The following is a 24,123-nucleotide window of genomic DNA, read 5'->3' as shown; positions in this document are numbered from 1 at the left end:
CGCTAGCCCTCGGCCTTCGACCAATCGACTCCGGCTTCCAGCTCCGGCAGGAGGACGACGCTCTCCTGCTCGTTCGGGTCGGTGCGGGCGATGACCGCGGTGACCGGCTCCGTGCGGCTGCGGTTATAGGGCAGGTGCGGCACGTCGGCGGCGATGTAGACGAACTCGCCGGCACCCGCGATGGCGTGGTGTTCCAGGCGCTCGCCCCAGAAGCAGCCCGACACGCCCGACAGGACATAGATCGCCGTCTCGTGCGATTCGTGCTTGTGCGCGTGGGCCCGCTCGCCGGGCGGGATTTCCAGAAGTTGCATGTGCAGGGCCTTGGCGCCGACGGCCTCGGCCGAGATCGCCGGGCGGTAGAGGTGCCCCTGCTTGCCGCGGAACGGTGCACTCTCGTGCACCACCCGCAGACCGGGTTTCTGCATCTCGGATCCGGAGCTCATGAACCCTCCTCCACTCTGAAGGCCGGATCGACGGGGATCTGCATGCCGTTGACCAGCGCGTTCGTCTGGTTCGCCATGCCGACGATCGCCAGGAACTCGCCATGCTGTTCCGGCGTCAAGCCCTTCGCCCGCGCCGCGGCCGTGTGCGAGTGAATGCAGTAAGGGCAGCCGTTGGCGATCGAAACCGCGATGTAGACCAGTTCCTTGGTCAGCGGATCGAGCGTGCCCGGCCCCATGACGACCTTGAGACTGCTCCAAGTCCGCTCCAACAGGGTGGGATCGTTGGCGAGTCCGCGCCAGAAGTTGTTGATGAAGTCCGAGCCGCGGGTCGCCCGGATATCCGCGAAGACCGCCCGCACCCGCGGATCCGCCTCGGCCTCGGCATCGCTCCAGAGCCTCACGGTCGCCATGGCGGAGTGTCCCTCAGAGTTTGCAGGCGCCGTCGAGGGCGCGATTCTCGGCATCCGAGAAGAGCCGGGAGCGGATGTGGAAGCGCTTCTCGCGGCCGTTCTCCAGTGAGAACATGCCGCCGCGCCCCGGCACCACATCGAGGATCAGGTGAGTGTGCTTCCAAACCGCGAATTGCGATCGGCTGATGAAGAAATCCGCGCCGCCGACCGTGCCCAGGTGGACGTCGCCGTCGCTCACCAGGAAATCACCGACGGGATAGCACATCGGCGAGGAGCCGTCGCAGCAGCCGCCCGACTGGTGGAACATGACGGGGCCGTATTCCGATCGAAGCTCCTCGATGAGTTCCAGGGCCTTCGGCGTCGCGGTCACCCGCAGCGGCGTGCCGTCAGCGCCGACCTGCTCCGCAGTCGACACTTCAACCATCGCGTCCAAGCTCATGCTGCCCTCCCGTTCTTTGAAGGGATATGCTGTTCCCCCGTGGGATTTCCACATTCACGCCCGGCTACCGGCCAAGCTGGTGCCGGATCGCCCTCTGCCGCGTTGCTCGCCCAGAACGCCCCTCTCGGGCGAAACGGAGAGCCCACTGGGCTGATCGACGCCATGATCTCACGCAGAACCTTACCCTGCCTCGCCCTCTTGCTGGCCACCTTCGCGGCGAGCCCGGCCGGGGCCGACCCGCTGACGCTGCGGGTGCAGCCGCACAACCAGCCACTGTTCATGCAGCATGCCTGGCGCGTGGCCGGCAATCCGAACGTCACCCCCGACAACCCGATGGGCGTCGTCGGCTGGGACGGGCCGCCCGACGATATCCCGTCCGTCAGCGCCGATGCTGGCCCCATGCCACCCGGCTCCATCGCGAACGTGCCCTACGAGGGTTTCGGGTACGGCGTCTATTGAGCCGCCGGTTCGTCGTCCTGCTGCTCGCCATCATGGCGAGCGCCCCTGTTGTGGCGCGTGAGGATGTCAACGCGCCGGCGCGGGAGGCTGAGCTGCGCACCTGCCTGAACCACACCGACTGGATCGCTCCGCCCGATGCCACGATCGCGGATAAGGCCGCGTTCTGTAACTGCTACGCCGACGGAGCTGTGAAAGACCGGCTCTGGGAACTCGAAAGGGCGGAAGCCAACGAGGGCGAGGAGGTTCGGCGGAGCGTGGCGGACCGCACCATCAGCCTCCACGACCGGAAATCCGCTGCGATCGCCGCGTCCTGCCTGAAGCACTGACCCCGATATCCAAAAAGCCCCGGCCGTGAGGCCGGGGCTAAGTTGTCTCGGGGGGTTTAACCCGGGCAGAAGCTCAGAAGAAACCGAGCTTCTTGGCCGAGTAGCTGACCAGCATGTTCTTGGTCTGCTGGTAGTGATCGAGCATCATCTTGTGCGTCTCGCGGCCGATGCCGGACTGCTTGTAGCCGCCGAAGGCCGCGTGGGCCGGATAGGCGTGGTAGCAGTTCGTCCAGACGCGGCCGGCCTGGATCGCCCGGCCGAAGCGGTAGGCGCGGGTCCCGTCACGGGTCCAGACGCCGGCGCCGAGGCCGTAGAGCGTGTCGTTGGCGATCGAGAGCGCCTCGGCATCGTCCTTGAAGGTCGTGACCGACAGGACCGGCCCGAAGATCTCTTCCTGGAAGATACGCATCTTGTTGTGGCCGCGGAACACCGTCGGCTTCACGTAGAAGCCCTCGGCGAACTCGCCGTCCTTCACGTTCCGCTCACCACCGGTGAGCAGCTGTGCACCCTCCTGCCGGCCGATGTCGATGTAGGAGAGGATCTTCTCCATCTGCTCGCCCGAGGCCTGGGCGCCGATCATCGTGGCCGGATCCAGCGGCGAGCCCTGTGTGATCGCCTCGACGCGCTTCACCGCGCGCTCCATGAAGCGATCGTAGATCGACTCGTGAACCAGTGCCCGGCTCGGGCAGGTGCAGACCTCGCCCTGGTTCAGGGCGAACATCGTGAAGCCTTCAAGCGCCTTATCGAAGAAGTCGTCGTCCTCGTTGGCGACGTCGGCGAAGAAGATGTTCGGCGACTTGCCGCCGAGCTCCAGCGTCACCGGGATCAGGTTCTGCGATGCGTACTGCATGATCAGGCGGCCGGTGGTCGTCTCACCCGTGAAGGCGATCTTGGCGATCCGCGGCGACGACGCCAGCGGCTTGCCGGCCTCCAGGCCGAAGCCGTTGACAACGTTGAGGACGCCCGGGGGCAGCAGGTCGCCGATGATCTCCATCAGCACCAGCACGGAGGCCGGGGTCTGCTCGGCGGGCTTCAGCACCACGCAATTGCCGGCGGCGAGCGCGGGCGCCAGCTTCCACACCGCCATCAGGATCGGGAAGTTCCACGGGATGATCTGGCCGACGACGCCCAGCGGCTCGTGGAAGTGGTAGGCGACCGTGTCGTGGTCGATCTCGGAGATCGAGCCTTCCTGCGCGCGCACGCAGCCGGCGAAGTAGCGGAAATGATCGATGGCGAGGGGGATGTCGGCGTGGGTCGTCTCGCGGATCGGCTTGCCGTTGTCCCAGGTCTCGGCGAGGGCGATGAGATCGAGGTTTTCCTCCATCCGGTCGGCCATCTTGAGGAGGATCCGGGCGCGCTCGGCCGGTGCGGTGCGGCCCCAGGCTTCCTTGGCGGCGTGGGCGGCGTCGAGCGCCTTCTCGACGTCCTGCGCGTCGGAGCGGGCGACCTCGCACACCACCTTGCCGGTGATCGGCGAGGTGTTCTCGAAGTAGCGACCGGCCACGGGGGCGACCCACTGGCCGCCGATGAAGTTCTCGTAGCGGGCCGAGAAGGGCGACCGGATCTTGGAGTCGCCGAGGAATTCCGGCTTGTTCATCGCTCTGTTCCCTCCATTGGCCCCGGCCTCGCGAACCGCGGCTCTTGGGCGTTAGCCGGGAGCGCGACCGCCCGGCGCATTGGGGGCCCTCGCTTCCGCTCTGTTCACAGCCAATGGCTTTTGGCCCGTCGAATCAAGGTGGACTTTTGGCCAGTGCGCGAGAGGCCTGATCCTACGCCCTTCCGGTTTCGACCGCGAGGGGGACAATGCTGGCGCAGTAAAATAGTCCGTATCAGCCGGATTTCGCAAGCTGTGCAGGGTGATTTAGAGCCAAGACATCACGTTCAGTGCGCCGGGTGACCGATCGAACGAGGGCTGCACGTCTCCGGCGGCCTTCCTATCCCGGGAGAGCAAGCGGCAGGGTCAGGGCGGCGAGAGGAAGGGCCGCCAGGGCGGCCGTCCGAAGCCAGGTCGGCCGGTAGGCGATCAGGCCGACCACAGCGAGGGCCGAGCCGGTGAGCGAGCCGACCCACTGAACCGGGCCGAAACTCCATCCGGCGCAGGCGACGGCGGCGGCGAACGAGAGGGCTAGCCCCGCCGAGCCAACGGCGCGCAGTCCCCCGCGCCGTGATCGGGGGACGGGGCTACGGAACACCGCGCGGTGGTGTCGTTCCAGACTCAGGGCCAGGGCGGAGAAGCCCGAGAAGGCCAGGAGCAGGCTCAAGGCGAGGGCTGGAACGGTCACGCTTGCGCAGTCCTGTGGAGGATCGTCTCGGCCCGCTGCTGGACCTGCCTGCGCCGGCTCGCCAACCGGGCCCCGACGAGGAGCAGCCCGCCCAGGAGTGCCATCGCCGCATCAAAGCCCAGGAACCGAGCCTCGCCGACAGTCACCGCATCGACCACGGGGATCGCAAGGAAGGCGATTCCAGGGATCGCGAGGGCGAGCGGCCAAGCCCGGTTGCGCCGAGAGAGTGCTGCGGCGAGGGCTGCCGCGACCCAGGCGATGAAGAACGTGCGCACCTCCCAGTCCGCGCGGCCGGGGAGATCCACCGGCAACAGCCGGTTGGCGAGGAAATAGGCGGCCAAGCCGGCGGGAAGGCCGCCGATCGTGCCGAGATTCAGGAGCCGGACGAGACGCAGGCCGACGCCCTCGGGATCGGCACCCTTTGGCGTCCGGGCGACGGTCCAGAGAACGAGGCCGCTCGCCACCGTGGCGGCACCAAGAAAGCCACACAGGAAGAACAGGAGCCGCAGGGGCGCCGCCGCGAAATGCGCTTCGTGGATGCCGACCATCACGGCCCCGGTCCGAGTCGCGGGCCCGGCTTCGCCAACACGACCGATCTCTGCGCCCGTCGAGGCGTCGTAGGCGATCTGCGGGTGAAGGTGGGCAAGGCCCGGCGGCTCCTCGAAATAGGTATTGACCGTCGCCGCCGCGTCCCCGGGATTGGAGACCACCACCAATTCGGGCGTCTGACCCTGCGCGGCGATCGCCCGCGTCACGATCTCACCGAGGGGCAAGGCCTCGCCCGGTCGGCCCGCCGGGGGGCGGCCGGGTATCGTGATCCCGGCTTCAGCATAGTAGCGCAGAAGCTCACCGCGATACGCCGTCATCTCTGCCCACGGCATCAGCATCGACGACAGGGTCACGAGGCCCGTGTAGACGATCATCAGGTGGAACGGCAGCGCCAGCACGCCGGCCACGTTGTGCGCGTCAAGCCAGCCGCGCTGCGCCGAGCGGTCCCGCCGGAAGGTGAAGAAGTCGACGAAGATTCGCCGATGCGTGACGATGCCGGAGATCAGGGCGATCAACAGGATCATGGCGCAGGCGGAGACGATCCATCGCCCCCAGATCGGCGGCAAATTCAACTCGAAATGGAACCGGTAGAGAAAGTCGCCGCCCTGCGTGTCCCGGACCTTCGCGGGTTCGCCGGTGGCGGGATCGAGCAGAGCGTGGTGATACGGGCCGCCGGGATTGCGCCACCAATAGACCTCGACCTCCGGATCCTTCGTGCTCGGCAGCCTGATGGACCAGGCCATGGCATTGGGCATCGTCGTCTGCAGGAACGCCCCGGCATGGGTGGCTGTGGCGGCTGGGTCGAAGGCCGAATCCGTCAGTTCAGGGCGCATCCAGCGCGAGATCTCGGAGCGGTAGTAGCTGGCGGTCCCGGTCACGAACACCGCGAACAGCACCCAGCCGACCACGAGGCCGGACCATGTGTGCAGCCATGCCATCGATTGTCGGAAGCCCTTGGGCCGGCTCACGCCGCGGCTCCAGGCTGGAAGGCCCCGGCCAGCCATAGGCCGACGGTGAGCAGGGCTGCGACGAGGCTCAGACCCAGCACGGCGCGGCTGAGTGTCCGCGCCGCGAAGACCCAGACCGCTGCCGCTGCCATGATGGCGAAGCTCGCGATCGTCGCCGCCGACACGGCTTCTGCCCTGGCGCCGGGCAGGACGAGGGCGAGCCATCCGCTGGCTAGGGCGGCGACCGTGTAGCCCCCGGCCGCTGCCAGAATCACCCGGGTTGCGACCGCCAGTCGATAGGTTTGCGCCGCCCATCCTCGGGCGCTCTCCACGCGCGCGCTCATGGTGCGACCTCTCGTACCCGTGATCTCATGCCGGGAGCTAACCGCGGCCACCGGGTGGACGCAACGGCTATGTTCCGGAACGATTCTAGCGAGCGGAGAGAGACTTAGAACGTGTCTTAACAAGCGAAGCGGCGCGGCCACATTCTGCGATGGCCGTCGGGCGATACGCGGGGTGCAGGTCTCAGACTTGCGCGCAGACTGTCCCTAGCCGGATGTCGCGAATCGACGAACGAACAGGCAGCTCACCGGCCCGCTGGCACGCCGGAACCATGCGAGTCGAGCCGGCGCAGTGTCAGCGCAGCGTCCCGGGCGCTGGGCGGTAGGTCCGCCCCGGGCTTCGCGACGGGCGACAGCGTCCCGTCTGCGGCGGTCGTCCGCTCATCCGCGTGACCCCGCGCATAGCCGGCATTGATGCCGGCATAGAAGCCGGTGAAATCTTCCGCGTGAGCGCTGCCGGCAAAGAGGAGAACGACGGTCGGGAGCAGGACGCAACGCATGACGGACCCGGAACGAGAAAGGCGGCGGCTCCGCTCGGAACCGCCGCCTTCCAATAACTCCGAAGATCACGGCGGCAAAGCGGCCGCCGCGGAACCCTCAATCCTCGACGTTGATGCTCTGGGCCTCGCGACCCTTCTGGCCTTCGACCACACCCAGGGTGACCTGCTGGCCCTCGGCGAGCGAATCGAGGCCGGCGCGGGACAATGCCGAGCGGTGGACGAACACGTCCTTGCCGCCATCATTGACCGAAACGAAGCCGAAGCCCTTGGCTGGGTCATACCACTTCACGGTGCCGCTCATCTCCACGGAGGGGCCACCAGCGAATCGGCCGCCACCGCCGCCACCGCCGCCAGCGCCGTAACCACCGCCGCCGCCTGCACCGTAACCGCCGCCGCCATAGCCGCCGCCAGCACCACCGGCGCCACCGTAGCCGCCGGTGCGCGGGCGCAGCTCGCGCCGGGGCGCAGGTGCTTCAGCCGTGGACGTGTCGACGCTGGTCACGCTGGTGACCTGCGGGCCCTTCTGACCCTGAGCCGTGGTCACCGTCAGGCGGGTACCCGGCATAAGGTCAGCATGGCCCGCCGCCTCGACGGCGCGGATGTGGAGGAAGGCATCGCCCGAGCCATCGCCCAGCTCGACGAAACCGAAGCCCTTCTCCTTGTTGAACCACTTGACCGTAGCGTCACGCTCCGGCCCGGTCGCGACCGGGGCCGCGCCGCGGGCCGGGCCGCGGTCGAAGCCGCCGCCACCGCCGCCGTAGCCGCCACCACCGCCACCGAACCCGCCGCCGCCACCGCCGTAGCCGCCGCCGTATCCGCCGCTCGGGGGAGCTTGGTCAGGCCATCTCGGCTCGCCACCCTCGTCAAAGCCGCGCTTCTGCGGCCCCCTGAAATCACGACCACGTCCCATCGAAAGCTCGCAAAAACCGTCCGCCGCCCTTGTCTCGAATACCGCGTGCGCGCCATCCCAGACAGCCCACGCCCCGCACTATCATTACCCCAGGTCGCGGTAACCAAGAATAACGCCCCAGTCCTGACGCAATCGGGCCTTGACCGCAAGGACCTTCTTGGCTCAGACGCGCCCGTTTCGTTACTTTCTTGCGGCAAACAACGCAGACGTGCGGGGCATCCGGCTGAACCCTTCACATCCGCGGGATCGCGTTAGCGAAACGCAAACGCTGCCCGGCTAAGGTCGCTGCTGCGCCCCGCATCGACCCGGCCATGATCGCGACTCCGACCTTTCCCGATCTCTCGGCCCTCGTCGTGGACGAGAGCCTCTACATCCGTCGAATCGTGCGCGACATGCTGATGCGCGTCGGCATCAAGCGGGTCCTCGAGGCACCGGACGGCGCGGAGGCCCTGGGCGTCCTGGCCGAGAGCAAGCCCGATATCAGCATCATCGACTGGGACCTGTCGATCCTGTCGGGTGAGGAGTTCATCCGGCTCGCCCGCACGCCGACGACTTCGCCCTGCCCGACCATCCCGATCATCCTGATGCTGGCCCAGCCGCGCCGGAACGTGGTGGACCGTGCGGTGGCGCTCGGCGTCAACGAGATCATCGCCAAACCCTTCTCGCCGAAGACCCTGTGGTCCCGCCTCGACGAGGTCATCAACCGCCCCCGGCCCTACTCGCAGGTGAAGAGCTTGTTGCGGCCGATCCCCCGCCGGGCCGGCATGTTGAAGGCCGTCGCCTGATCACGGCGGCGATCGGACGTTGCAGTTCCCCGCCGAGCCTGTAGGGTCGCAGTTCAGTTGAGGCCGGGTGCAACGCTCCCGGCCGACCCGAAGGATCGACGGCCGCGCCGATGAGGGACGAGACCGCCGCGGCCGCGCCGTCCCGAATCCAGATCGGCGCAGCGCCGCACCAGCCGCCGACGCCGCTGCCGGGCCGCGAGCGCCGTCGCCCCGCCTACGCGGCGCTGGATCTCGGCACCAACAATTGCCGCCTGCTGATCGCTGAGCCGACCTTCAACGGCTTCCGGGTGATCGACGCGTTCTCGCGCATCGTCCGGCTCGGCGAGGGTCTCGGGACGTCCGACCGGCTCAACGAGGCTGCGATCGAGCGGACCGTGGAGGCGCTGCGCATCTGCCGCACCAAGATGCAGACCCGTGGCGTCCAGCGCGCCAAGATCATCGCCACGGAGGCGTGCCGGCTGGCGGTGAACGGGGCCGCCTTCGTCGAGCGCGTCCGCCGGGGCGTGGGCCTCGACCTCGAGATCGTCGACCGCCAGACCGAGGCCTATCTGGCCGTGACCGGTTGCGCGGCCCTGGCGGATCCGCTGGCGGAATCGGTCGTGATCTTCGATATCGGCGGCGGCTCGACCGAGATCGCCTGGTTGGACGGCGCGGCCGCGAACCCCTCCACCGATCCGACGTTGCGGATCCGCGCCTGGGATTCCCTGCCGGTGGGCGTCGTGACCCTCGCCGAGCGGCATGGCGGTGCCGAAGTGACCCGCCGCATGTTCGAGGGCATGGTCGAGGAGGTGGCCGCGAAGCTCGCGCCCTTCGCGCTCCGGGCCGCCGCCGCCGCGACGGCACCCCATTTCCACCTGCTCGGCACCTCGGGCACGGTCACGACCATCGCGGCGATGCATCTGCGACTTGCGCGCTACGAGCGGCGGCGTGTCGATGGTCTGTGGATGGCCGATGCCGCGGTCACCACCGCCATCGACGACCTGCTCGACACGCGGCTGGAGCAGCGGGCCGACAACCCTTGCATCGGCCGGGACCGGGCCGATCTGGTTCTGGCCGGCTGCGCCATCCTGGAGGCGATCCGCCGGGCCTTCCCATCCGAGCGCCTGCGCATCGCCGACCGGGGCCTGCGCGAAGGGTTGCTCATGAACATGATGCGGGAGGACGGGGTCTGGACCCGGAAAGCGGTCCGATGAGGAACATGCGATGAGTGACCGGCGCGGCGGCGCGAGTTCGGGCGGCGGCGTGCGCGGGGATCTGAAGCAGCGGGTGAAGACCGGCCGCGGACGGACCCTGTCGCAGAAGCGCTGGCTGGAGCGCCAACTCAACGACCCCTACGTGGCCCGGGCCAAGCGCGAGGGCTATCGCTCGCGGGCGGCCTACAAGCTCATCGAGATCGACGAGCGCTACAAGCTTCTGCGGCCCGGCCAGAAGATCGTCGATCTCGGTGCCGCGCCCGGCGGCTGGTCCCAGGTCGCGGCCCGGGTGGTCGGCCCCTCCGGCCGGATCGTCGGCATCGATCTCCTGGAGATCGAGCCGATGGCCGGCGTCGATTTCATCACCCTGGACTTCCTCGATCCCGAGGCGCCATCCAAGCTCACCTCTATGCTGGGCGGGCCGGCCGACCTCGTGATGTCGGACATGGCGGCCAACGCCACCGGCCACAAGAAGACCGATCACCTGCGCATCATCGGCTTGGCCGAGACCGCCGCCGAGTTCGCCCGGGAAGTCCTGGGTCCGGGTGGAGCTTATCTCGCCAAGGTGCTCCAGGGCGGCACCGAGGGAGCGCTGCTCACCGACCTGAAGCGCGACTTCGCGGCTGTCCGCCATGTGAAGCCGGCGGCGAGCCGGGCTGATTCGAGCGAGCTCTACGTGCTGGCGACCGGGTATCGCGGCGCGCCGGGTGCTGCCGTCGCGGCCGACGGGGACTGAGCGGACGGCGATGCTGTTCGCCCAGGCGCTCGAGCCCGTGGCGCTGCGCCGGCGCCGGCTCGGCTTTGTCCGACAGAGCGGACTGCTCCAGGCGCGGTCGCGGCCCGGCCGCTCCACCTGGACACCGCACGGAAACGCGCCCGCAGATCCATCGTGCCCTTCGGCGAGTTCGGCCGGTCTCGTCGCCTAGCCTCGGACATGGAAAAGGCCGCTCCGGTTCCCCGGAGCGGACCCTTTCAAATCAGCGCGCGCGCGATCTCACTCGGTCGGCGCGTCCTCGGTCGGCGTGCGGGTCTCGCCCTCTTCCGCGACGCTTTCGAAGCGCGGGCGGCGGCGGCGGCGCGGCTTGGCTGGCACCTCCTCGGCAACAGCGTCCGGTTCCGGGATGGCCGGGGCCTCGACCGGAGCCGGAGCCGGCCGTGCAGGGGCCATCAGGAAGGCCGGCAGACCGGCCGGATCCTCGGCGGCGGCGACGGGCGCGGCCTCGCGACGGCGCTCGCGCCGCGGCGCGGTCTCACTGCGCGGCGCACGCTCCTGCCGAACCTCGGTCCGGGGTTCCTGGCGGCTCTCGGACCGTGGCTCCGACCGTGTCTCGGCCCGAGCCGCGTCGCCGCGGCCGTTGTCGTACCGGTTCTGATCGGCGCGGGCATCCTGCCGGGGCTCTTGGTAACCCTCTTGCCGGTTGTCCTGACGATTATCCTGCCGATCCTGGCGGAAGTCCTGCCGGCCGTAATCCTGGCGGTCCTGCCGGTTGGCCTGACGGTCCTGCCGGTAATCCGGACGCTGGTAATCCTGCCGCTGATAGTCTTGCCGGGGCTGATCCTGCCGCTGCTGGTCCTGCCGCCGATAATCCTGCCGGCCGTTGTTATCGAAGCGGCGCTGATCCCGGTTCTGAAACCGGTCCCGGTTCTGGCGACCGTCCTGATTCAGATCGGTTCGGCTTTCATAGGGCTGCGGCTGCTGGCCGGGATCGCCGTCGTCGTAGCCGTTATAGGCGTGGCCGTTCTGCGAGGCGCCGTTCCCCTGCCCGTCCTCGTCGCCCTCGTCCATCTCGTCGTCGTAGGGGCGACTCGCATAGCCACCAGTATTGACTGGACGGTTCTGCTCTTGAGCGCCGGATACGATCCGGAAATAGTGCTCGCCATGCTGGAAATAGTTTTCTGCAGCGACCGGATCGCCAGCGGCCAGCGCGTCTCGCGCGAGCTGGGCGTATTTGTCGGCGATGTGCTGCGCGGTGCCGCGAATTTTGACGTCGGGACCGTTGGATTCGTACGAGCGCGTCAGTGGATTCGGACCTTTCGGCCGATTCCGGCCGCGCATCCGTCGATTCTGGTTTGGTCTCATCGGTCTATAATGACCCTCGTTCACGCAAACGACTGTCTTCGGGAGCGCCCGACGCAGTTATGCAGTTGTTAGGACGCAGACCGGTCAAGCGCACCCGGCGGCGCCGCGCGTACGGTCGCGTCGCGACCTTCGCGTCTATCTGACCATCTCTCGCACCGTGCGCCCGGGCCAGGCACCGGAAACCAGCTGATTGTCAGGTTCGAGCGCTGCCGGACCGCCGCGCTGTCGCACGCGCGTTCTGGTTCAGCGTTTGTTGGGGATCAGCGAACCCTCGGCGACCTTAGGTCGTCGCCGACCTTATCGGAGTCCGTCTTAACGAACCGTTCGCGATCTTCAAGCCGACACTAGCGTTCCCCAGCTGAGGCAACAAGCATTTTTTCTATGGAGCAGCGTCGCCCCTGATTTAGACACCCCCATGGCCATTGTGAAGACCAAAGCACAGAACCCGATCGTGACCCGCAAGATCACGGGTCAGGCCCCGATGGCTGAAGCCGGCCGCTTTGGCCAGATCGCTCACGGTGTCAGCCTGATCGTAGCCGATTTCGAGGGCGAGCGTCCCACCGGCAGCCAACAGGCCGCGGCTGCGGACGCCGTCGAAGATGCGCCTGTAAGCGTCCAGGCCGTCGATGCCGCCGTCGAGAGCCCTCACCGGATCGTGCACGCGCACCTCGCGATCGAGGGTCGGGATGACGGCGCGCGCAATGTAGGGCGGGTTCGACACGATCAGATCGAAGTGTCCGCGGAGCGCATCGCACCAATCCGAGATCACGACAGCCGCCCGCCCGCCAAAGCCATTGGCGACGAGGTTGTGGCGCGCCATCGCGAGGGCGGCGGTCGAGCGGTCGAGGCCGATTCCGAATGCCCGTGGAAGCTCACTCAGCAGCGCCGCCAGGATGCAGCCCGACCCCGTTCCGAGATCGAGGCAGCGCAGGATCGCGTTCCGGTTCGGCAGGGCCGCAAGTGCGGCTTCGACCAGGATCTCGGTATCCGGCCGCGGGACGAGGGTCTCGGCCGTCAGCCGGATGGGCAGCCCCCAGAACTCCCAGGCCCCGAGGATGCGGGCCACGGGCTCGCCGGATAGCCGCCGGGCCAGGGCTGCATCGAGGGACGCAGCCTCTTCCGGACTAAGCGGCATCTCCCCCGCGAGCAGGAGGTCGCTCGCCTCCAGCCCAAGGGTTCCAAGTAGGAGGAAGCGGGCATCGCCGGCGGCTCCGTTGAAGCCGGCGGCCTCGAGCGCACCCGAGCAATGCCGCAGGGCGGCGCGGCGGGACAAGCCGTGGCTCGATCCGGGTGCCATGGTCCTGCTCAGGCCATGCCCTCGGCGGCGAGGAGTTCCGCCTGATGCTCGGTGATGAGGGCATCCACGACCTCATCAAGGGCTGTGCCGGCCATCACCTCTTCCAGCTTGTAGAGCGTCAGGTTGATCCGGTGATCGGTCACACGGCCTTGTGGGAAATTGTAAGTCCGGATCCGCTCGCTGCGGTCACCGGACCCGACCTGCGCCTTGCGGTCGGCGGCGCGGGCGGAATCCTTGGCAGTTCGCTCGGCCTCGTAGAGGCGGGCGCGCAGGAGTGCCATGGCGCGAGCCCGATTCTTGTGCTGCGACCGCTCCTCCTGAACGAACACGACGATGCCGGTTGGCAGATGGGTGATGCGGATCGCCGACTCCGTCTTGTTGACGTGCTGGCCGCCTGCGCCCTGGGCCCGCATCGTGTCGATCTTCAGATCCGCGTCGTTGACGTGGATATCGACCTCCTCGGCCTCTGGCAGCACAGCCACGGTGGCGGCGGAGGTGTGGATGCGTCCCTGGGTCTCGGTGTCGGGCACGCGCTGCACCCGATGAGCGCCGCTCTCGAATTTGAGGCGCGCGAACACCCCCCGGCCCTTCACCTCGGCCACGATTTCGCGAAAGCCGCCGACCGTGCCCTCGCTCTCGGAGATCACCTCCACGCGCCAGCCTTTCGACTCGGCGTATTTGGCATACATCCGGAACAGGTCGCCCGCGAACAGGGCCGCTTCGTCGCCGCCGGTACCGGCGCGGACTTCGAGGATGGCGCTCTTCTCGTCGGCCGCGTCCTTGGGCAGCAGCAGGAGCTGGAGGTCGCGATGCGCGGCCTCCAGCTGAGCCTGCGCTTCCGGTTTCTCCTCGGCGGCGAGCGCCCGCATGTCGGGGTCGGTGCCGGGCTCATCGATCAAGGCCTCGACACCGGCGAGGTTCGCGAGAGCCGCCCGGTACAGGCGGATCGCCGCCACGACGGGATCGAGGTCGGACAGCTCCCGCGAGAGCTGGACCACGGTGTCGGGATCGCCCTCGCCGGAGGCGAGCTGTGCGGTGACGATATCGTGCCGCGCCAAGATGGCGTCGAGGCGCTCGGTGGGAAAGGGGATCATCGCCCGTGTTTCTGCAGGTCTGTGCGCGGCGTTCCGGCCGGGGCGCGAATCACGCTTCGGGCGTGAGAGGGCTTGGCCCGCAGGGTCTTCGACCCGGCGCGATGTCCTCCCTTCCCACACCTCTCCCGTTCGAGAGCGGAAGCCGCGGCGCGTCGCCCGAAAGCGTCGTGGCGTTGCCGTACAACCCCGGCCGAATGTTCGGCAAGGGTTGAAGCCCTAGATAGGGACGCCGTGGGCGTGCGCGAAGGCGGTGAGCGCCGGGCGCAGGGAATCGCCGTCGTGCATCCGTGCCATCTCGGCATCGATCAACTCGGCGATAGCCTTGGCGTCGAGGCTCAGCACCATCGCCTTAACCGGGCCGATGGCCGCCGGCGACATCGACAGGTTGCGATATCCGAGGCCGATCAACGCCATGGCGTCTAGGGGGCGGCCACCGATCTCACCACAGACCGTCACCGGGCAGGCAGCCGCGTTGGCCCGGTCGGCAATCAGCCGGAAGGCGCGGAGCGCCGCGACGCTCAGCGGATCGAACCGGTCGGCGACCCGGCGGTTCTCCCGGTCCACCGCGAAGAGGAACTGCATCAGGTCGTTCGAGCCCACCGACAGGAAGTCGGCCTCCTGGGCGATCTCGTCGATCTGGAACAGCAGCGAGGGCACCTCGATCATCGCGCCGAGCCGGCAATCGGCGGGCAATCGGTAGCCGTGGCGCTTCAGATAAGCCTTCTCGCGCTCGACGATCCCGCGGGCGCGGACGAATTCGTCCACCGTCGCGACCATCGGAAACATGATCTTCAGCGGATCGCCGTCGGCGGCCTTCAGGAGCGCGCGCAGCTGCATGCGCAGCAGGGCCGGCCGGTCGAGACCGATGCGGATCGCCCGCCAGCCCAGCGCCGGGTTCTCCTCCTCGAGCTTGGCCATGTAGGGCAGGATCTTGTCGCCACCGATATCGAGGGTGCGCACGGTGACGGATTTGCCCGCCGATGCAGCGAACACCTTGCGATAGAGTTCCTCCTGCTCGGCCGCCGACGGCATGCGCTGAGCGACCATGAATTGCAGCTCGGTGCGGAACAGGCCGACGCCTTCGGCGCCGGTCTCGTGCAGATGGCTGAAATCCACCAGCAGCCCGGCATTGAGGTGCAGGCCGACCCGCACGCCGTCGCGGGTCTGGGCCGGCACGTCGCGCAGCGCCCGGTACTGCTCCTGCCGGCGCGCGCGCAGCCGCACCATCTCGGCATAGGCGGCCTCGACCTCGGGGCCGGGCCGGACATGGATCTCGCCCGCGACACCGTCGACGATGATGGCATCGCCCGCGTCACACAGTGCCGTGGCGTTCTCCACTTCGCCCACGGCCGGGATTCCCAGCGCCCGGGCGACGATCGCCACGTGGCTGGTGGGGCCGCCCTCCTCCAGCACGATGCCGCGCAGCGTCGAAGCCTCGTAGTCGAGGAGCGCGGCGGGACCCATGGTCCGCGCCACCAGGATGGCGTTCTCCGGCAGCACGACCACCCCGGCGGCCTCAGGGCCGATCAGGGCGCGCAGAAGGCGGTTGGCGAGGTCGTCGAGATCGTGCAGCCGCTCGCGCAGATACGGGTCGGACTGGCGGATCATCTTCGCGCGGTTGTCCGACTGGACACGCTCGACGGCCGCTTCGGCGGTCAGGCCGGAGGCTACCGCCTCGCGCATGCGCCGGAGCCAGCCCTTGTCGTGGGCGAACATCCGGACGGTCTCAAGGACCTCGCGGGATTCTGCCGTGCCGATCCGGTCGCCCCGCTCCACCAGGGCGTCGATCGCCGAGCGTACCTCCTCGATCGCCGCGTCGAGGCGGCCGACCTCGCGCTCGACGTTTTCGGCGATCAGCGTCTTCACGACCACGCGGGGCTCGTGCAGGACCACGTAGCCGAGACCGATCCCATCGGCGAGGGCGATGCCCCGGGCCAGGACCGGCCGGCGCGCGGCCGTGCCGGCATCGGGCGCCAGACCCTCCAGCTCGCCCGAGGCGATCATCTCCGAGAGCACCATGGCGGTGGTCTGGAGTGCCTCGATCTCCTCCTCGGAATAGACCCGGTAGGTCTTGTTCTGGACGGTCAGGACGCCAAGCGTGTTGCCCGCACGCAGGAGCGGCACCCCGAGGAAGGCATGATAGGCCTCCTCCCCCGTCTCGGGGCGATACGAGAAGGCTGGATGATTCTGCGCGTCGGACAGCGAGAGGGGTTCGGCCGTGCGGGCGATGAGGCCCACGAGACCCTCATCGGTGCGCATCCGGGTCTGGTGGACCGCCTCGCGGTTCAGGCCCTCGGTGGCGAACAACTCCAAGGTGTTGTCATCGCGCAGCACGTAGACCGAGCAGACCTCGGCCACCACGTTGGCGGCAATCAGAACGACGATGCGGTCGAGGCGTGCCTGGGGGCTGACCGGCTCCGCCATCGCTTCGCGGAGGCGGCGCAGCAGCAGGCGCGGGCCTCCGGGCGCAGCGGGCATCGGTTCGTCGTTCCAGTGTCGGTGAGCGGCCTTGGCGTCGACCACCCTGCAACCTTGGCGCCAAGCACGCGACGGCCGGCACCGGATGGATCGTACCGCTCTCCAGACGTGATCTGGGATCAGCGAAACGGCCCGCGACTGTTCAGCTCACACCACGCGCCTTGATCGAAACCGCGTCGTCCCAGGCTCAGGCCTGATCCAGGCCGTATAGCGAGTGGAGCGTGCGCACGGCAAGCTCTGTGTAGGCGGCTTCGATCAGCACGGAGAACTTGATCTCTGACGTGGTGATCGCGCGGATGTTGATTCCCTTCTCGGCGAGCGCCCGGAAGGCCTTGGCGGCGACGCCCGCGTGGCTGCGCATACCGACGCCGATCGCGGAGACCTTCACCACATCGGTCGCGCCCTCGATCTGAGCGTATCCGATCTGCGTCCGCGCCTCGTCGAGGATTGCGCGCGAGCGCTCGTAATCCGAAGCCGGCACCGTGAACGTCATGTCGGTGGTCGACTGGTCGCCCGACACGGTCTGGATGATCATGTCGACGTTGATGTTGGCGTCGGCCAGCGGTCCGAAGATCGCGGCGGCGACGCCGGGGCTGTCCTTGACCTGGCGCAGGGTGATCTGCGCCTCGTCCCGGGAGAAGGCGATCCCGGTGATGATCTGCTGTTCCACGATGTCGTCCTCGTCGCAGATGAGGGTGCCGGGGCGCGCGGCGTCCGGCGGATCGAAGGAGGAGCGGACCGTGGTCGGCACCCGGTGGACCATGGCGAGTTCCACCGAGCGGACCTGCAGCACCTTGGCGCCCAGCGAGGCCATCTCCAGCATTTCCTCGAAGGTCACGCGCTCCATGCGGCGGGCCTTCGGCACGATGCGGGGATCGGTGGTGTAGACCCCGTCCACATCCGTGTAGATGTCGCAGCGCTCAGCCCCGATGGCGGCCGCCACCGCCACCGCCGAGGTGTCGGAGCCGCCGCGGCCCAGCGTCGTCACCCGGCCGGTCTCGGCATGGACGCCCTGGAAGCCCGCGATCACCGCGACCTCGCCCTTGGCGAAGCCGGCTTCGAGGTTCTTCGGGTCGATCTCGGCGATGCGTGCCGAGCCGTGGGCGTCCGAGGTCACGACGGGGATCTGCCACCCCTGCCAGGAGCGCGCCTTGATCCCGTCCTTCTGGAGCGCGATCGCCAGGAGGCCGGCGGTCACGAGCTCGCCCGAAGCGACCACCGCGTCGTACTCCCGGGGATCGTAGAGCGGGTTGGCATCCTTGACCCAGTCGACCAATTCATTGGTCTTGCCCGACATGGCCGAGACGATGACGGCGACGTCGTAGCCGGCCGCCACCTCGCGGGCGACGTGGCGCGCCACATTCCGGATGCGATCGACGGTAGCGACGGAGGTGCCGCCGAATTTCATCACCAGACGGGGCATGGTCTCTCGATCGCGGGTTCCCGATGGCGCGGGTTTTCGTTAGCGACGGGGCAGGACCGAAGCAGGCCGGTCCGAAGGGTGCCCGGCGGGTACAAGCGGCCCGGTTGGGTGTCAACAACCGGCCAAGCATGGCCCGAGCATGGCCCCGGCATGGCGCCCCCGCGCCGCGGCGACTTTCCGGGCCGCCGCGTGTTAAGGCGCGGGCCCAGATTTCTCGGACGGATCGCGGATGGACAGGGCAGCCAAGGAAGCAGCCAAGGACGACGGCTCGCAGGGCTTCGTCGACCGCGGCGAGGTCGCCCGCTTCGACGCGCTCGCCGCCACGTGGTGGGACGAGACCGGACCGATGCGGGTTCTGCACCGGTTCAACCCGGTGCGGCTCGCCTATATCCGCGATGCCCTGTGCCGCCATCACGGGCGCGATCCGAACGCGCCTTTCCCCCTCGATGGCCTCACGATCTGCGATGTCGGCTGCGGCGGCGGCGTCCTGTCGGAGCCGTTGGCCCGGCTCGGCGCCAGGGTGACGGGAATCGACCCGGCCGAGCAGAACATCGCGGTCGCCCGGGCCCATGCGCAGGCCGCGGGCGTGCCGGTGGATTTCCGCGGCGAAACGATCGAGGCGGTCGTGGCCGCCGGGCAGCGCTTCGATGCCGTGCTGATCATGGAGGTGGTCGAGCACGTCTCGGACATGCCGGCCTTCGTGCGCACGGCCTGCGCGGCCGTGAAACCGGACGGGATGCTGTTCGCCGCGACCCTCAATCGGACGCTGCGCTCCTTCGCCCTTGCCATCGTCGGGGCCGAGTACGTGCTGGGCTGGCTGCCGCGGGGCACCCACGACTGGGAGAAATTCGTGAGGCCGGACGAACTCGGTCGGGCGATCCAGGCGGGTGGCCTGTCGGTGACCGACACGATTGGCGTTGTCTATAACCCGCTCACCGATGGCTGGCGTACCGGCCGGGACACGGCGGTGAACTACATGGTCGCGGCCGAGCGTCGAAACTGAACCCGCCGGCCCCTTCGCCGTTGGGATCGCAGCGGAGATGGTGGCGATGCTCGAAAAGATACCCAGTGCGGTGGGCGCGGCCCTGTCAGGGCTTAAGGCTGGCACCGAGAAGACGGCGTGTCACACGGCGTTTCGGGACATCCCGGCGTCCCTGACGCTGACCAGCCCCGCCTTCGCCGACGGGGCTGATATGCCGGCCCGCTTTACCGCGGATGGCGAAGGGCTCTCGCCGCCTCTGGCCTGGGGCAGCCTGCCCCCCGGAACCGCGTCCTTAGTCGTTCTCGTCGAAGATGCCGGCAGCCCGACGCCGCAGCCATTGGTTCACCTCATCGCCTGGAATCTACCGTCGGATCGGACTGGGCTTCAGGAGGGTGAGGTCTCGAACCCCGAGGCCGGTCAGGGTCTGCCGCTCGGCCGGAACAGCTTCCTGCATGCCGGCTGGCTGCCGCCGGATCCGCCGAGCGGCCATGGGCGACACGATTACGTCTTCCAGGTCTATGCCCTCAAGCACCCCCTCGAGCTTCCCGAAACTCCCGGCCGGAGTGCGCTCCTCAAGGCGATGGAGGGGCTGGTGCTCGGCAAGGGCGTTCTCGTCGGCGGCTACACCCGTCGTTGAAGGCCACGTGAGAGGACGGGCGGTCGCGTTGTGCCGTATCGAGCGCCGCATTAAGACGCCTCGCACCCTCCCCGTGCCGGGCAGCACCTCTGACGTTTGACTGGAGAGCGGTCCTGTGGGGGTCGACGCGCGAACGAAGCGGCGGGGCAGCGAGAGCATGGCGCGCGCCCTCGCCGCGTCGGATGTCGGCACCTGGGAATGGCATGGCGTCGATGATGTTCTGCGCTGCGACGCCGCAGCGGCGGCCATGCTGGGAGTCCCGCGGGCCCGGGCGGATCGGGGGACGACCTTCGCTCTGCTCCTGAGCCGGGTTCATCCGGAGGATCAGCGGCGGATCGGCTCGCTCATTGAGGATCTCAAACAGCGGGGCGGGCTTTTCGTAGCGCAGTTCCGTGCCGTCCCTGAGCTGGGCGACGTCAGGTGGATCCTGGCGCGAGGCCGCTTCAGCCGGGGCGTAAGTGGCGTCGCCAGCGAAGCGCGCGGGATCGTCATCGATGTGACAGCCAGCAGCGAGGACGGCTATCTCGATGAACATGCGTTCTGTGCCGCGGAGGTGACGGCAGGCGGGATCGACCGGGTTGCCGAACTGGCGCTATCCCTGTTCGAAACCGCCGAAGCGGGTTTACGGAGACCGGACTTCGAGCGCCTGAAGCCGCTGCTGGATGTGCTGCTCCACGAGATTGGGCGCCAGATGGTCGAGACACCGCCGGTGACGGATCTGGACGTCATCCATTGAGGTGACCGCGCCTTGCCTTGACGGGGCGAATCCTGATATGGCGGCGCCATCCCGCGATGCGTGAGCCGTGATCGCCGGACGCGAACCCGCGTCCAGCTTCGTGACCACGTTCCCGATTCCCCATTGATGGACGGCCTTAGGGCTCGAGAGACCGATGAAGATCCGCAACTCCCTCAAGTCCCTGCGCGGTCGCCACCGCGACAACCAGCTCGTGCGTCGCAAGGGCCGGGTCTACGTGATCAACAAGACTCAGAAGCGCTTCAAGGCCCGCCAGGGCTGAAGCCCAACGGCCCGATTGCAGTCGCGTTAGCGCAGCCGGACCCGGCCAGGGCCGGCTGTTTTCGCGTGCGCGGCACCGCGGCACGTTGACGATCCGGCAGGCGACCCACACTCTGGCATCATGATGCCGAGCCGCCTCCTCGTCGCCCTGCTCTGCCTTCCGGCTCTGGCGGCCGTTTCGCCGGCGTCCTGGGCGGCTTCCGAACCCGCGCGGCCTGGCCGCGTGGCACCGGACACGAAGCCGGCACCGAAGATGCCGAGTCTCGATGATCTGTTCGCTCGCTTGCGCGCCAGCGAGGACCCGGCCGAGGCCAAGGGCGTCGCGCGGCTGATCGAGCGGCGGCTCGCCGGCTCCGGGAGCCCCACCGCGGATCTGCTGACCGATCGGGCCCGCCAGGCCGTCACGGCTCATGACTTCCCTCTGGCGGCCGAGCTGATGGACCGGGTCACGGCCCTGGAGCCGGATTGGTCCGAGGGGTGGAACCGTCGCGCCACGGTCTTCTGGCTTCTGACCGACAAGGATGACGCCATCGCCGATCTGAAACGGGCGCTGGTGCTGGAGCCGCGCCATTTCGAGGCCTGGGCGGCGCTGGGGCGGATCTACGAATCGCAGGACGACAAAGGGCATGCGCTGGCGGCTTTCCGCCGGGCGCGCGCGCTTTATCCGCAGATGGACAAGATCGGCGAGGCGATCGATCGCCTTACGCCGGAGGTGGACGGTCGCGACCTGTGACGCGGATGCTCGGCATCCTCCTCGCGATCCTGGCGCTGCCCGTCGCGCTGACGAGCCTCGTTCTGCTGGTCGGTGCGGCGGCGAGCCTCTGGATCACGCTTCGGGTGGGCGCGGCCTATCCAACGGCCGGGCCCTTCGTGGCGGTCACCGGCGGTCGCCTCGCGACGATTCAAGACGGGCCTGCGGCCGGTCCGCCGATCGTTCTGCTGCACGGTGCGTCCGCCAACGCGTCTGATCCGATGGAAGGCGTGGGCCGCCGGCTTGCTGCACGCGGCTTCCGGGTCATCGCTTTCGATCGCCCCGGCTTCGGATGGAGCGACCGGATCGCCGGTGCCGACGCGGCCGCGCCCGCCGTCCAGGCGCGCCTGATCGCGGAGGCGCTGGAGCGCATGGGCATCGGCCCGGCAATCGTGTTCGGCCATTCATGGTCCGGTGCGCTGGCCCTCGCGCTCGCCCTCGATCACCCGGAACGGGTGGCGGGCCTCGTCCTTGCGGCGCCTGTAGCGCTGCCTATGCCGGATCGGCGACAGGATCTGCCCTTCTACTGGCGGATTGCCGTCGCGCCGCCCGTGGCATGGCTGCTCAGCCGCACGATCGGGCCGCCGCTCGCGCAGTATTTCTTGCCCGAGGCGGCGCGCCGGGTCTTCACGCCTCAGGCGGCGAATCCGGACTACCCGGCGCTGGCTCGGGCCGATCTGGTCCTGCGGCCTGGGACACTGCTCGCCAACGTGCAGGATCTCCTCGGCCTCTCGGAGGCGCTCTCCGCACAGAGCCCGCGCTACGGCACGCTTCGCGTTCCGACCCTGGTGATCTCCGGCGAGGCGGACCCGATCGTCCGCAGCGACCTGCAGGCGGTGCCGTTGGCGCGGGCGATTCCCGGGGCGCGGCTCGTGCTGCTGCCGGGGATCGGCCACATGCTTCAGTACGTGGCGTCCGAGCGCGTGGTGGAGGAGATCGCGCGTCTGTCAGACGACCTGAAGGGGGCGTCGACGGCCCTGCCAGCCGCGACCCGCTGAGCGACAGAGCCTTATCCGTGACCGGCCCGTGCCCTCCCCCCCGTGTCGGGAGGCGTTGACGATGGCGGTGGTGCAGACGGCACGGGAACGTCTGAACCCGTCCCACCCCCGGCCCCTCCCCACACGGGGAGGGAAACCGCGCTTGTTTCTCACGCCTTTCGTGTTCAGCGAAGACATGTGAGCCCATGGGCCCGCACAGGGGGAGGGTTCCGGTGCGCCGACAGCCCTTCACCATGAAGGGATCCGAGCACCGTCGCCTCTGAGCCGCGCCTCTCGAACCGCGCTTACGGCATCACGCCTTCTCGGCGTGTTCGCGGGTAATGAAGGTGAGACGCACGAGATTCGTGGCGCCGGGCGTGCCGAAGGGCAGGCCCGCCACGACGATGACCCGATCGCCAACCGCAGCAAATTTTTCCCGCACCGCAAACTTGGCGGCGCGGAACGACATGTCGTCCACGTCGCTGGCATCTTTGGTGACGATCGGATGCGTACCCCAGGCCAGGGCAAGACGGCGCGCGGTCTCGCGCCGGGGCGTCAGGGCAATCACGGTTGCGTTCGGGCGCTCCCGGGAGAGGCGCAGCGCCGTCGAGCCGGAATTCGTCCAGGCCATGATCGCATCGAGATTCAGGGCGTCGACCATCTGGTGCGCGGCCGCCGCGATGGCGTCCGCCGCCGTCTCGTCCGGCGTCGCGTTCTGGGCCCGGATGATCGACCAGTAGACCTGGTCCCGCTCCACCTGCTCGGCAATGCGGTTCATGGTCTCCACGGCACCGATCGGATGGGCGCCCGAGGCGCTCTCGGCCGAGAGCATCACGGCGTCGGCGCCCTCGTAGACCGCGGTGGCGACGTCCGAGACCTCGGCGCGGGTGGGCACCGGCGCGGTGATCATCGATTCGAGCATCTGGGTGGCGACGACCACCGGCTTGCCATAGCGCCGTGCCGCCCGGGTGATGCGCTTCTGCACACCAGGCACCTGCTCAAGCGGCATCTCCACGCCGAGATCGCCGCGGGCAACCATCAGCCCATCGGAAATCTCCAGGATCTCGTCGAGGCGGGTCAGCGCCTGCGGCTTCTCGATCTTGGCCATCACCAGGGCGCGGCCAGCGCAGACCTTCTTCACCTCGGCCACGTCCTCGGGCCGCTGGACGAAGGATACGGCGATCCAGTCCGCGCCGGCATTCAGGCCGGCATCGAGATCCGCCCGGTCCTTGTCGGTCATGGCCGGAACCGGGATCACGGTGTGTGGCAGCGACACGCCCTTCCGGTTGGAGATCCGCCCGCCGACCTCGACGCGGGTCACCGCACGGTTGTGCGATGTCTCGACCACCGAGAGCCGCAGCTTGCCGTCATCGAGCAGGATCGCGTGGCCCGGCTCCAGCGCTTCCAGAATCTCGGGATGCGGGAGGTGGCAGCGCGCGGCATCACCCGGCGTCGGATCGCCATCGAGCACGAAGGTCGCGCCGGCCTCGATCATCGCGGCGCCCTCCGCGAAGGTGCCGAGCCGCAGCTTCGGCCCCTGCAGATCGACCAGGATCCCGATCGGCCGCTTGGCCTCGCGCTCGATGGTGCGGATCACCTCGACCTTCTCGGGCAGCTTCTCCCGCGGAAGGTGGCTCATGTTGAGCCGGAACACGTCCACGCCCGCGCGGAACAGCCGCTCGATCATCTCCGGCGAATCGGATGCCGGACCCAGAGTGGCGACGATCTTCGTGCGGCGTGAGCGTTTCAAGATGAATCCTCCCGGTGGTGTTGTGGCGTGCCGTCCGGCGTCGCCAAATTCGTCT

Annotated in this window: 25 protein-coding genes; 11 read left to right on the top strand and 14 right to left on the bottom strand. The window is 68.5% G+C overall.

Features of this window, described 5'->3' with window-relative positions; all coding sequences use genetic code 11:
• Positions 1-2: 2 nt before the first annotated feature.
• The 3 genes from BLQ49_RS06630 to BLQ49_RS06620 are packed head-to-tail and all read right to left on the bottom strand — an operon-like array spanning position 3 to position 1,292.
• Positions 3-443, bottom strand: coding sequence for a cupin domain-containing protein (locus BLQ49_RS06630; protein WP_091714353.1), 441 nt, complete (start codon positions 441-443; stop codon positions 3-5).
• Positions 440-853: a carboxymuconolactone decarboxylase family protein gene (locus BLQ49_RS06625; RefSeq protein WP_091714351.1), complete on the bottom strand. Its 414-nt coding sequence runs from the start codon at positions 851-853 to the stop codon at positions 440-442. Before BLQ49_RS06625 ends, BLQ49_RS06630 begins: the two co-directional genes overlap by 4 nt.
• Positions 854-866: 13 nt before the next feature.
• Complete coding sequence (locus tag BLQ49_RS06620) at positions 867-1,292, bottom strand: DUF779 domain-containing protein (protein ID WP_091714349.1); 426 nt, start codon at positions 1,290-1,292, stop codon at positions 867-869.
• Between the two features lie 162 nt (positions 1,293-1,454).
• On the opposite strand from BLQ49_RS06620, the gene BLQ49_RS06615 reads away from it, so the two are divergent.
• Both BLQ49_RS06615 and BLQ49_RS06610 read left to right on the top strand, forming a co-directional pair.
• Positions 1,455-1,751 (top strand): hypothetical protein, encoded by a 297-nt coding sequence (locus tag BLQ49_RS06615; RefSeq protein ID WP_091714347.1) that lies wholly within the window; start codon positions 1,455-1,457, stop codon positions 1,749-1,751.
• On the top strand, positions 1,748-2,077 hold the full coding sequence (locus BLQ49_RS06610) for a hypothetical protein (protein ID WP_091714346.1): 330 nt from the start codon (positions 1,748-1,750) through the stop codon (positions 2,075-2,077). Before BLQ49_RS06615 ends, BLQ49_RS06610 begins: the two co-directional genes overlap by 4 nt.
• Positions 2,078-2,150: 73 nt before the next feature.
• Here the strand turns inward: BLQ49_RS06610 and adh are convergent, their stop codons facing one another.
• From adh to BLQ49_RS30570, 5 genes are all read right to left on the bottom strand, one after another.
• A complete protein-coding gene (adh, locus tag BLQ49_RS06605) occupies positions 2,151-3,674 on the bottom strand; it encodes an aldehyde dehydrogenase (protein WP_091714344.1) in 1,524 nt (507 codons plus the stop codon).
• 337 nt (positions 3,675-4,011) lie between these two features.
• Positions 4,012-4,359 (bottom strand): DUF3325 domain-containing protein, encoded by a 348-nt coding sequence (locus BLQ49_RS06600; RefSeq protein WP_091714342.1) that lies wholly within the window; start codon positions 4,357-4,359, stop codon positions 4,012-4,014.
• The gene (locus BLQ49_RS06595) at positions 4,356-5,876 is read right to left on the bottom strand and encodes a PepSY-associated TM helix domain-containing protein (protein WP_425283979.1); all 1,521 of its coding nucleotides are present in this window, start codon (positions 5,874-5,876) and stop codon (positions 4,356-4,358) included. Before BLQ49_RS06595 ends, BLQ49_RS06600 begins: the two co-directional genes overlap by 4 nt.
• The gene (locus tag BLQ49_RS06590; RefSeq protein ID WP_091714340.1) at positions 5,873-6,199 is read right to left on the bottom strand and encodes an iron transporter; all 327 of its coding nucleotides are present in this window, start codon (positions 6,197-6,199) and stop codon (positions 5,873-5,875) included. Before BLQ49_RS06590 ends, BLQ49_RS06595 begins: the two co-directional genes overlap by 4 nt.
• 594 nt (positions 6,200-6,793) lie before the next feature.
• On the bottom strand, positions 6,794-7,606 hold the full coding sequence (locus tag BLQ49_RS30570) for a cold-shock protein (protein ID WP_091714337.1): 813 nt from the start codon (positions 7,604-7,606) through the stop codon (positions 6,794-6,796).
• Positions 7,607-7,917: 311 nt separating this feature from the next.
• Between BLQ49_RS30570 and BLQ49_RS06575 the strand changes: the two genes are divergently transcribed.
• The 3 genes from BLQ49_RS06575 (at position 7,918) to BLQ49_RS06565 (ending at position 10,320) form a co-directional block, all read left to right on the top strand.
• Positions 7,918-8,391, top strand: a complete 474-nt coding sequence (locus BLQ49_RS06575; RefSeq protein WP_091714336.1) for a response regulator — start codon at positions 7,918-7,920, stop codon at positions 8,389-8,391.
• A gap of 110 nt (positions 8,392-8,501) precedes the next feature.
• Positions 8,502-9,584 carry a Ppx/GppA phosphatase family protein gene (locus BLQ49_RS06570; RefSeq protein WP_091714334.1) on the top strand — a complete coding sequence of 361 codons (1,083 nt, stop codon included), beginning with the start codon at positions 8,502-8,504 and terminating at the stop codon, positions 9,582-9,584.
• Positions 9,585-9,594: 10 nt separating this feature from the next.
• Positions 9,595-10,320, top strand: a complete 726-nt coding sequence (locus BLQ49_RS06565) for an RlmE family RNA methyltransferase (RefSeq protein ID WP_091714333.1) — start codon at positions 9,595-9,597, stop codon at positions 10,318-10,320.
• A gap of 258 nt (positions 10,321-10,578) precedes the next feature.
• Here BLQ49_RS06565 and BLQ49_RS06560 read toward each other — a convergent pair whose 3' ends face one another.
• The 5 genes from BLQ49_RS06560 to BLQ49_RS06540 form a co-directional block, all read right to left on the bottom strand.
• On the bottom strand, positions 10,579-11,640 hold the full coding sequence (locus BLQ49_RS06560) for a DUF4167 domain-containing protein (RefSeq protein WP_091714331.1): 1,062 nt from the start codon (positions 11,638-11,640) through the stop codon (positions 10,579-10,581).
• Positions 11,641-12,067: 427 nt separating this feature from the next.
• Entirely contained in the window at positions 12,068-12,961 is an 894-nt protein-coding gene (gene prmC, locus BLQ49_RS06555; RefSeq protein ID WP_091714329.1) for a peptide chain release factor N(5)-glutamine methyltransferase, read from the bottom strand.
• 8 nt (positions 12,962-12,969) lie between these two features.
• Positions 12,970-14,055 (bottom strand): peptide chain release factor 1, encoded by a 1,086-nt coding sequence (gene prfA, locus BLQ49_RS06550; RefSeq protein WP_091714326.1) that lies wholly within the window; start codon positions 14,053-14,055, stop codon positions 12,970-12,972.
• A 216-nt stretch (positions 14,056-14,271) separates the two neighbouring features.
• On the bottom strand, positions 14,272-16,533 hold the full coding sequence (gene ptsP / locus BLQ49_RS06545) for a phosphoenolpyruvate--protein phosphotransferase (protein WP_091714325.1): 2,262 nt from the start codon (positions 16,531-16,533) through the stop codon (positions 14,272-14,274).
• A gap of 187 nt (positions 16,534-16,720) precedes the next feature.
• The gene (locus tag BLQ49_RS06540; RefSeq protein WP_091714323.1) at positions 16,721-17,956 is read right to left on the bottom strand and encodes an aspartate kinase; all 1,236 of its coding nucleotides are present in this window, start codon (positions 17,954-17,956) and stop codon (positions 16,721-16,723) included.
• A 229-nt stretch (positions 17,957-18,185) separates the two neighbouring features.
• Here BLQ49_RS06540 and ubiG point away from each other — a divergent pair, with 229 nt between their 5' ends.
• The 6 genes from ubiG (at position 18,186) to BLQ49_RS06510 (ending at position 22,339) form a co-directional block, all read left to right on the top strand.
• The gene (gene ubiG, locus BLQ49_RS06535; RefSeq protein ID WP_091714321.1) at positions 18,186-18,959 is read left to right on the top strand and encodes a bifunctional 2-polyprenyl-6-hydroxyphenol methylase/3-demethylubiquinol 3-O-methyltransferase UbiG; all 774 of its coding nucleotides are present in this window, start codon (positions 18,186-18,188) and stop codon (positions 18,957-18,959) included.
• A 46-nt stretch (positions 18,960-19,005) separates the two neighbouring features.
• Complete coding sequence (locus tag BLQ49_RS06530) at positions 19,006-19,575, top strand: YbhB/YbcL family Raf kinase inhibitor-like protein (protein WP_091714538.1); 570 nt, start codon at positions 19,006-19,008, stop codon at positions 19,573-19,575.
• Positions 19,576-19,732: 157 nt separating this feature from the next.
• Positions 19,733-20,311, top strand: a complete 579-nt coding sequence (locus BLQ49_RS06525) for a PAS domain-containing protein (RefSeq protein ID WP_244507471.1) — start codon at positions 19,733-19,735, stop codon at positions 20,309-20,311.
• 154 nt (positions 20,312-20,465) lie between these two features.
• On the top strand, positions 20,466-20,591 hold the full coding sequence (gene ykgO, locus BLQ49_RS06520) for a type B 50S ribosomal protein L36 (protein ID WP_003601867.1): 126 nt from the start codon (positions 20,466-20,468) through the stop codon (positions 20,589-20,591).
• A gap of 120 nt (positions 20,592-20,711) precedes the next feature.
• Positions 20,712-21,323, top strand: coding sequence for a tetratricopeptide repeat protein (locus tag BLQ49_RS06515; RefSeq protein WP_091714317.1), 612 nt, complete (start codon positions 20,712-20,714; stop codon positions 21,321-21,323).
• 5 nt (positions 21,324-21,328) lie between these two features.
• Positions 21,329-22,339: an alpha/beta fold hydrolase gene (locus tag BLQ49_RS06510; protein ID WP_208859018.1), complete on the top strand. Its 1,011-nt coding sequence runs from the start codon at positions 21,329-21,331 to the stop codon at positions 22,337-22,339.
• Between the two features lie 292 nt (positions 22,340-22,631).
• Here BLQ49_RS06510 and pyk read toward each other — a convergent pair whose 3' ends face one another.
• The gene (gene pyk / locus BLQ49_RS06505; protein ID WP_091714314.1) at positions 22,632-24,068 is read right to left on the bottom strand and encodes a pyruvate kinase; all 1,437 of its coding nucleotides are present in this window, start codon (positions 24,066-24,068) and stop codon (positions 22,632-22,634) included.
• Positions 24,069-24,123 lie beyond the last annotated feature (55 nt).

Source organism: Methylobacterium phyllostachyos (assembly GCF_900103445.1).
Classification (GTDB): domain Bacteria; phylum Pseudomonadota; class Alphaproteobacteria; order Rhizobiales; family Beijerinckiaceae; genus Methylobacterium; species Methylobacterium phyllostachyos.
Note: the sequence above shows the minus strand (reverse complement) of the source record. Positions and strands in the feature narration are given on the sequence as shown.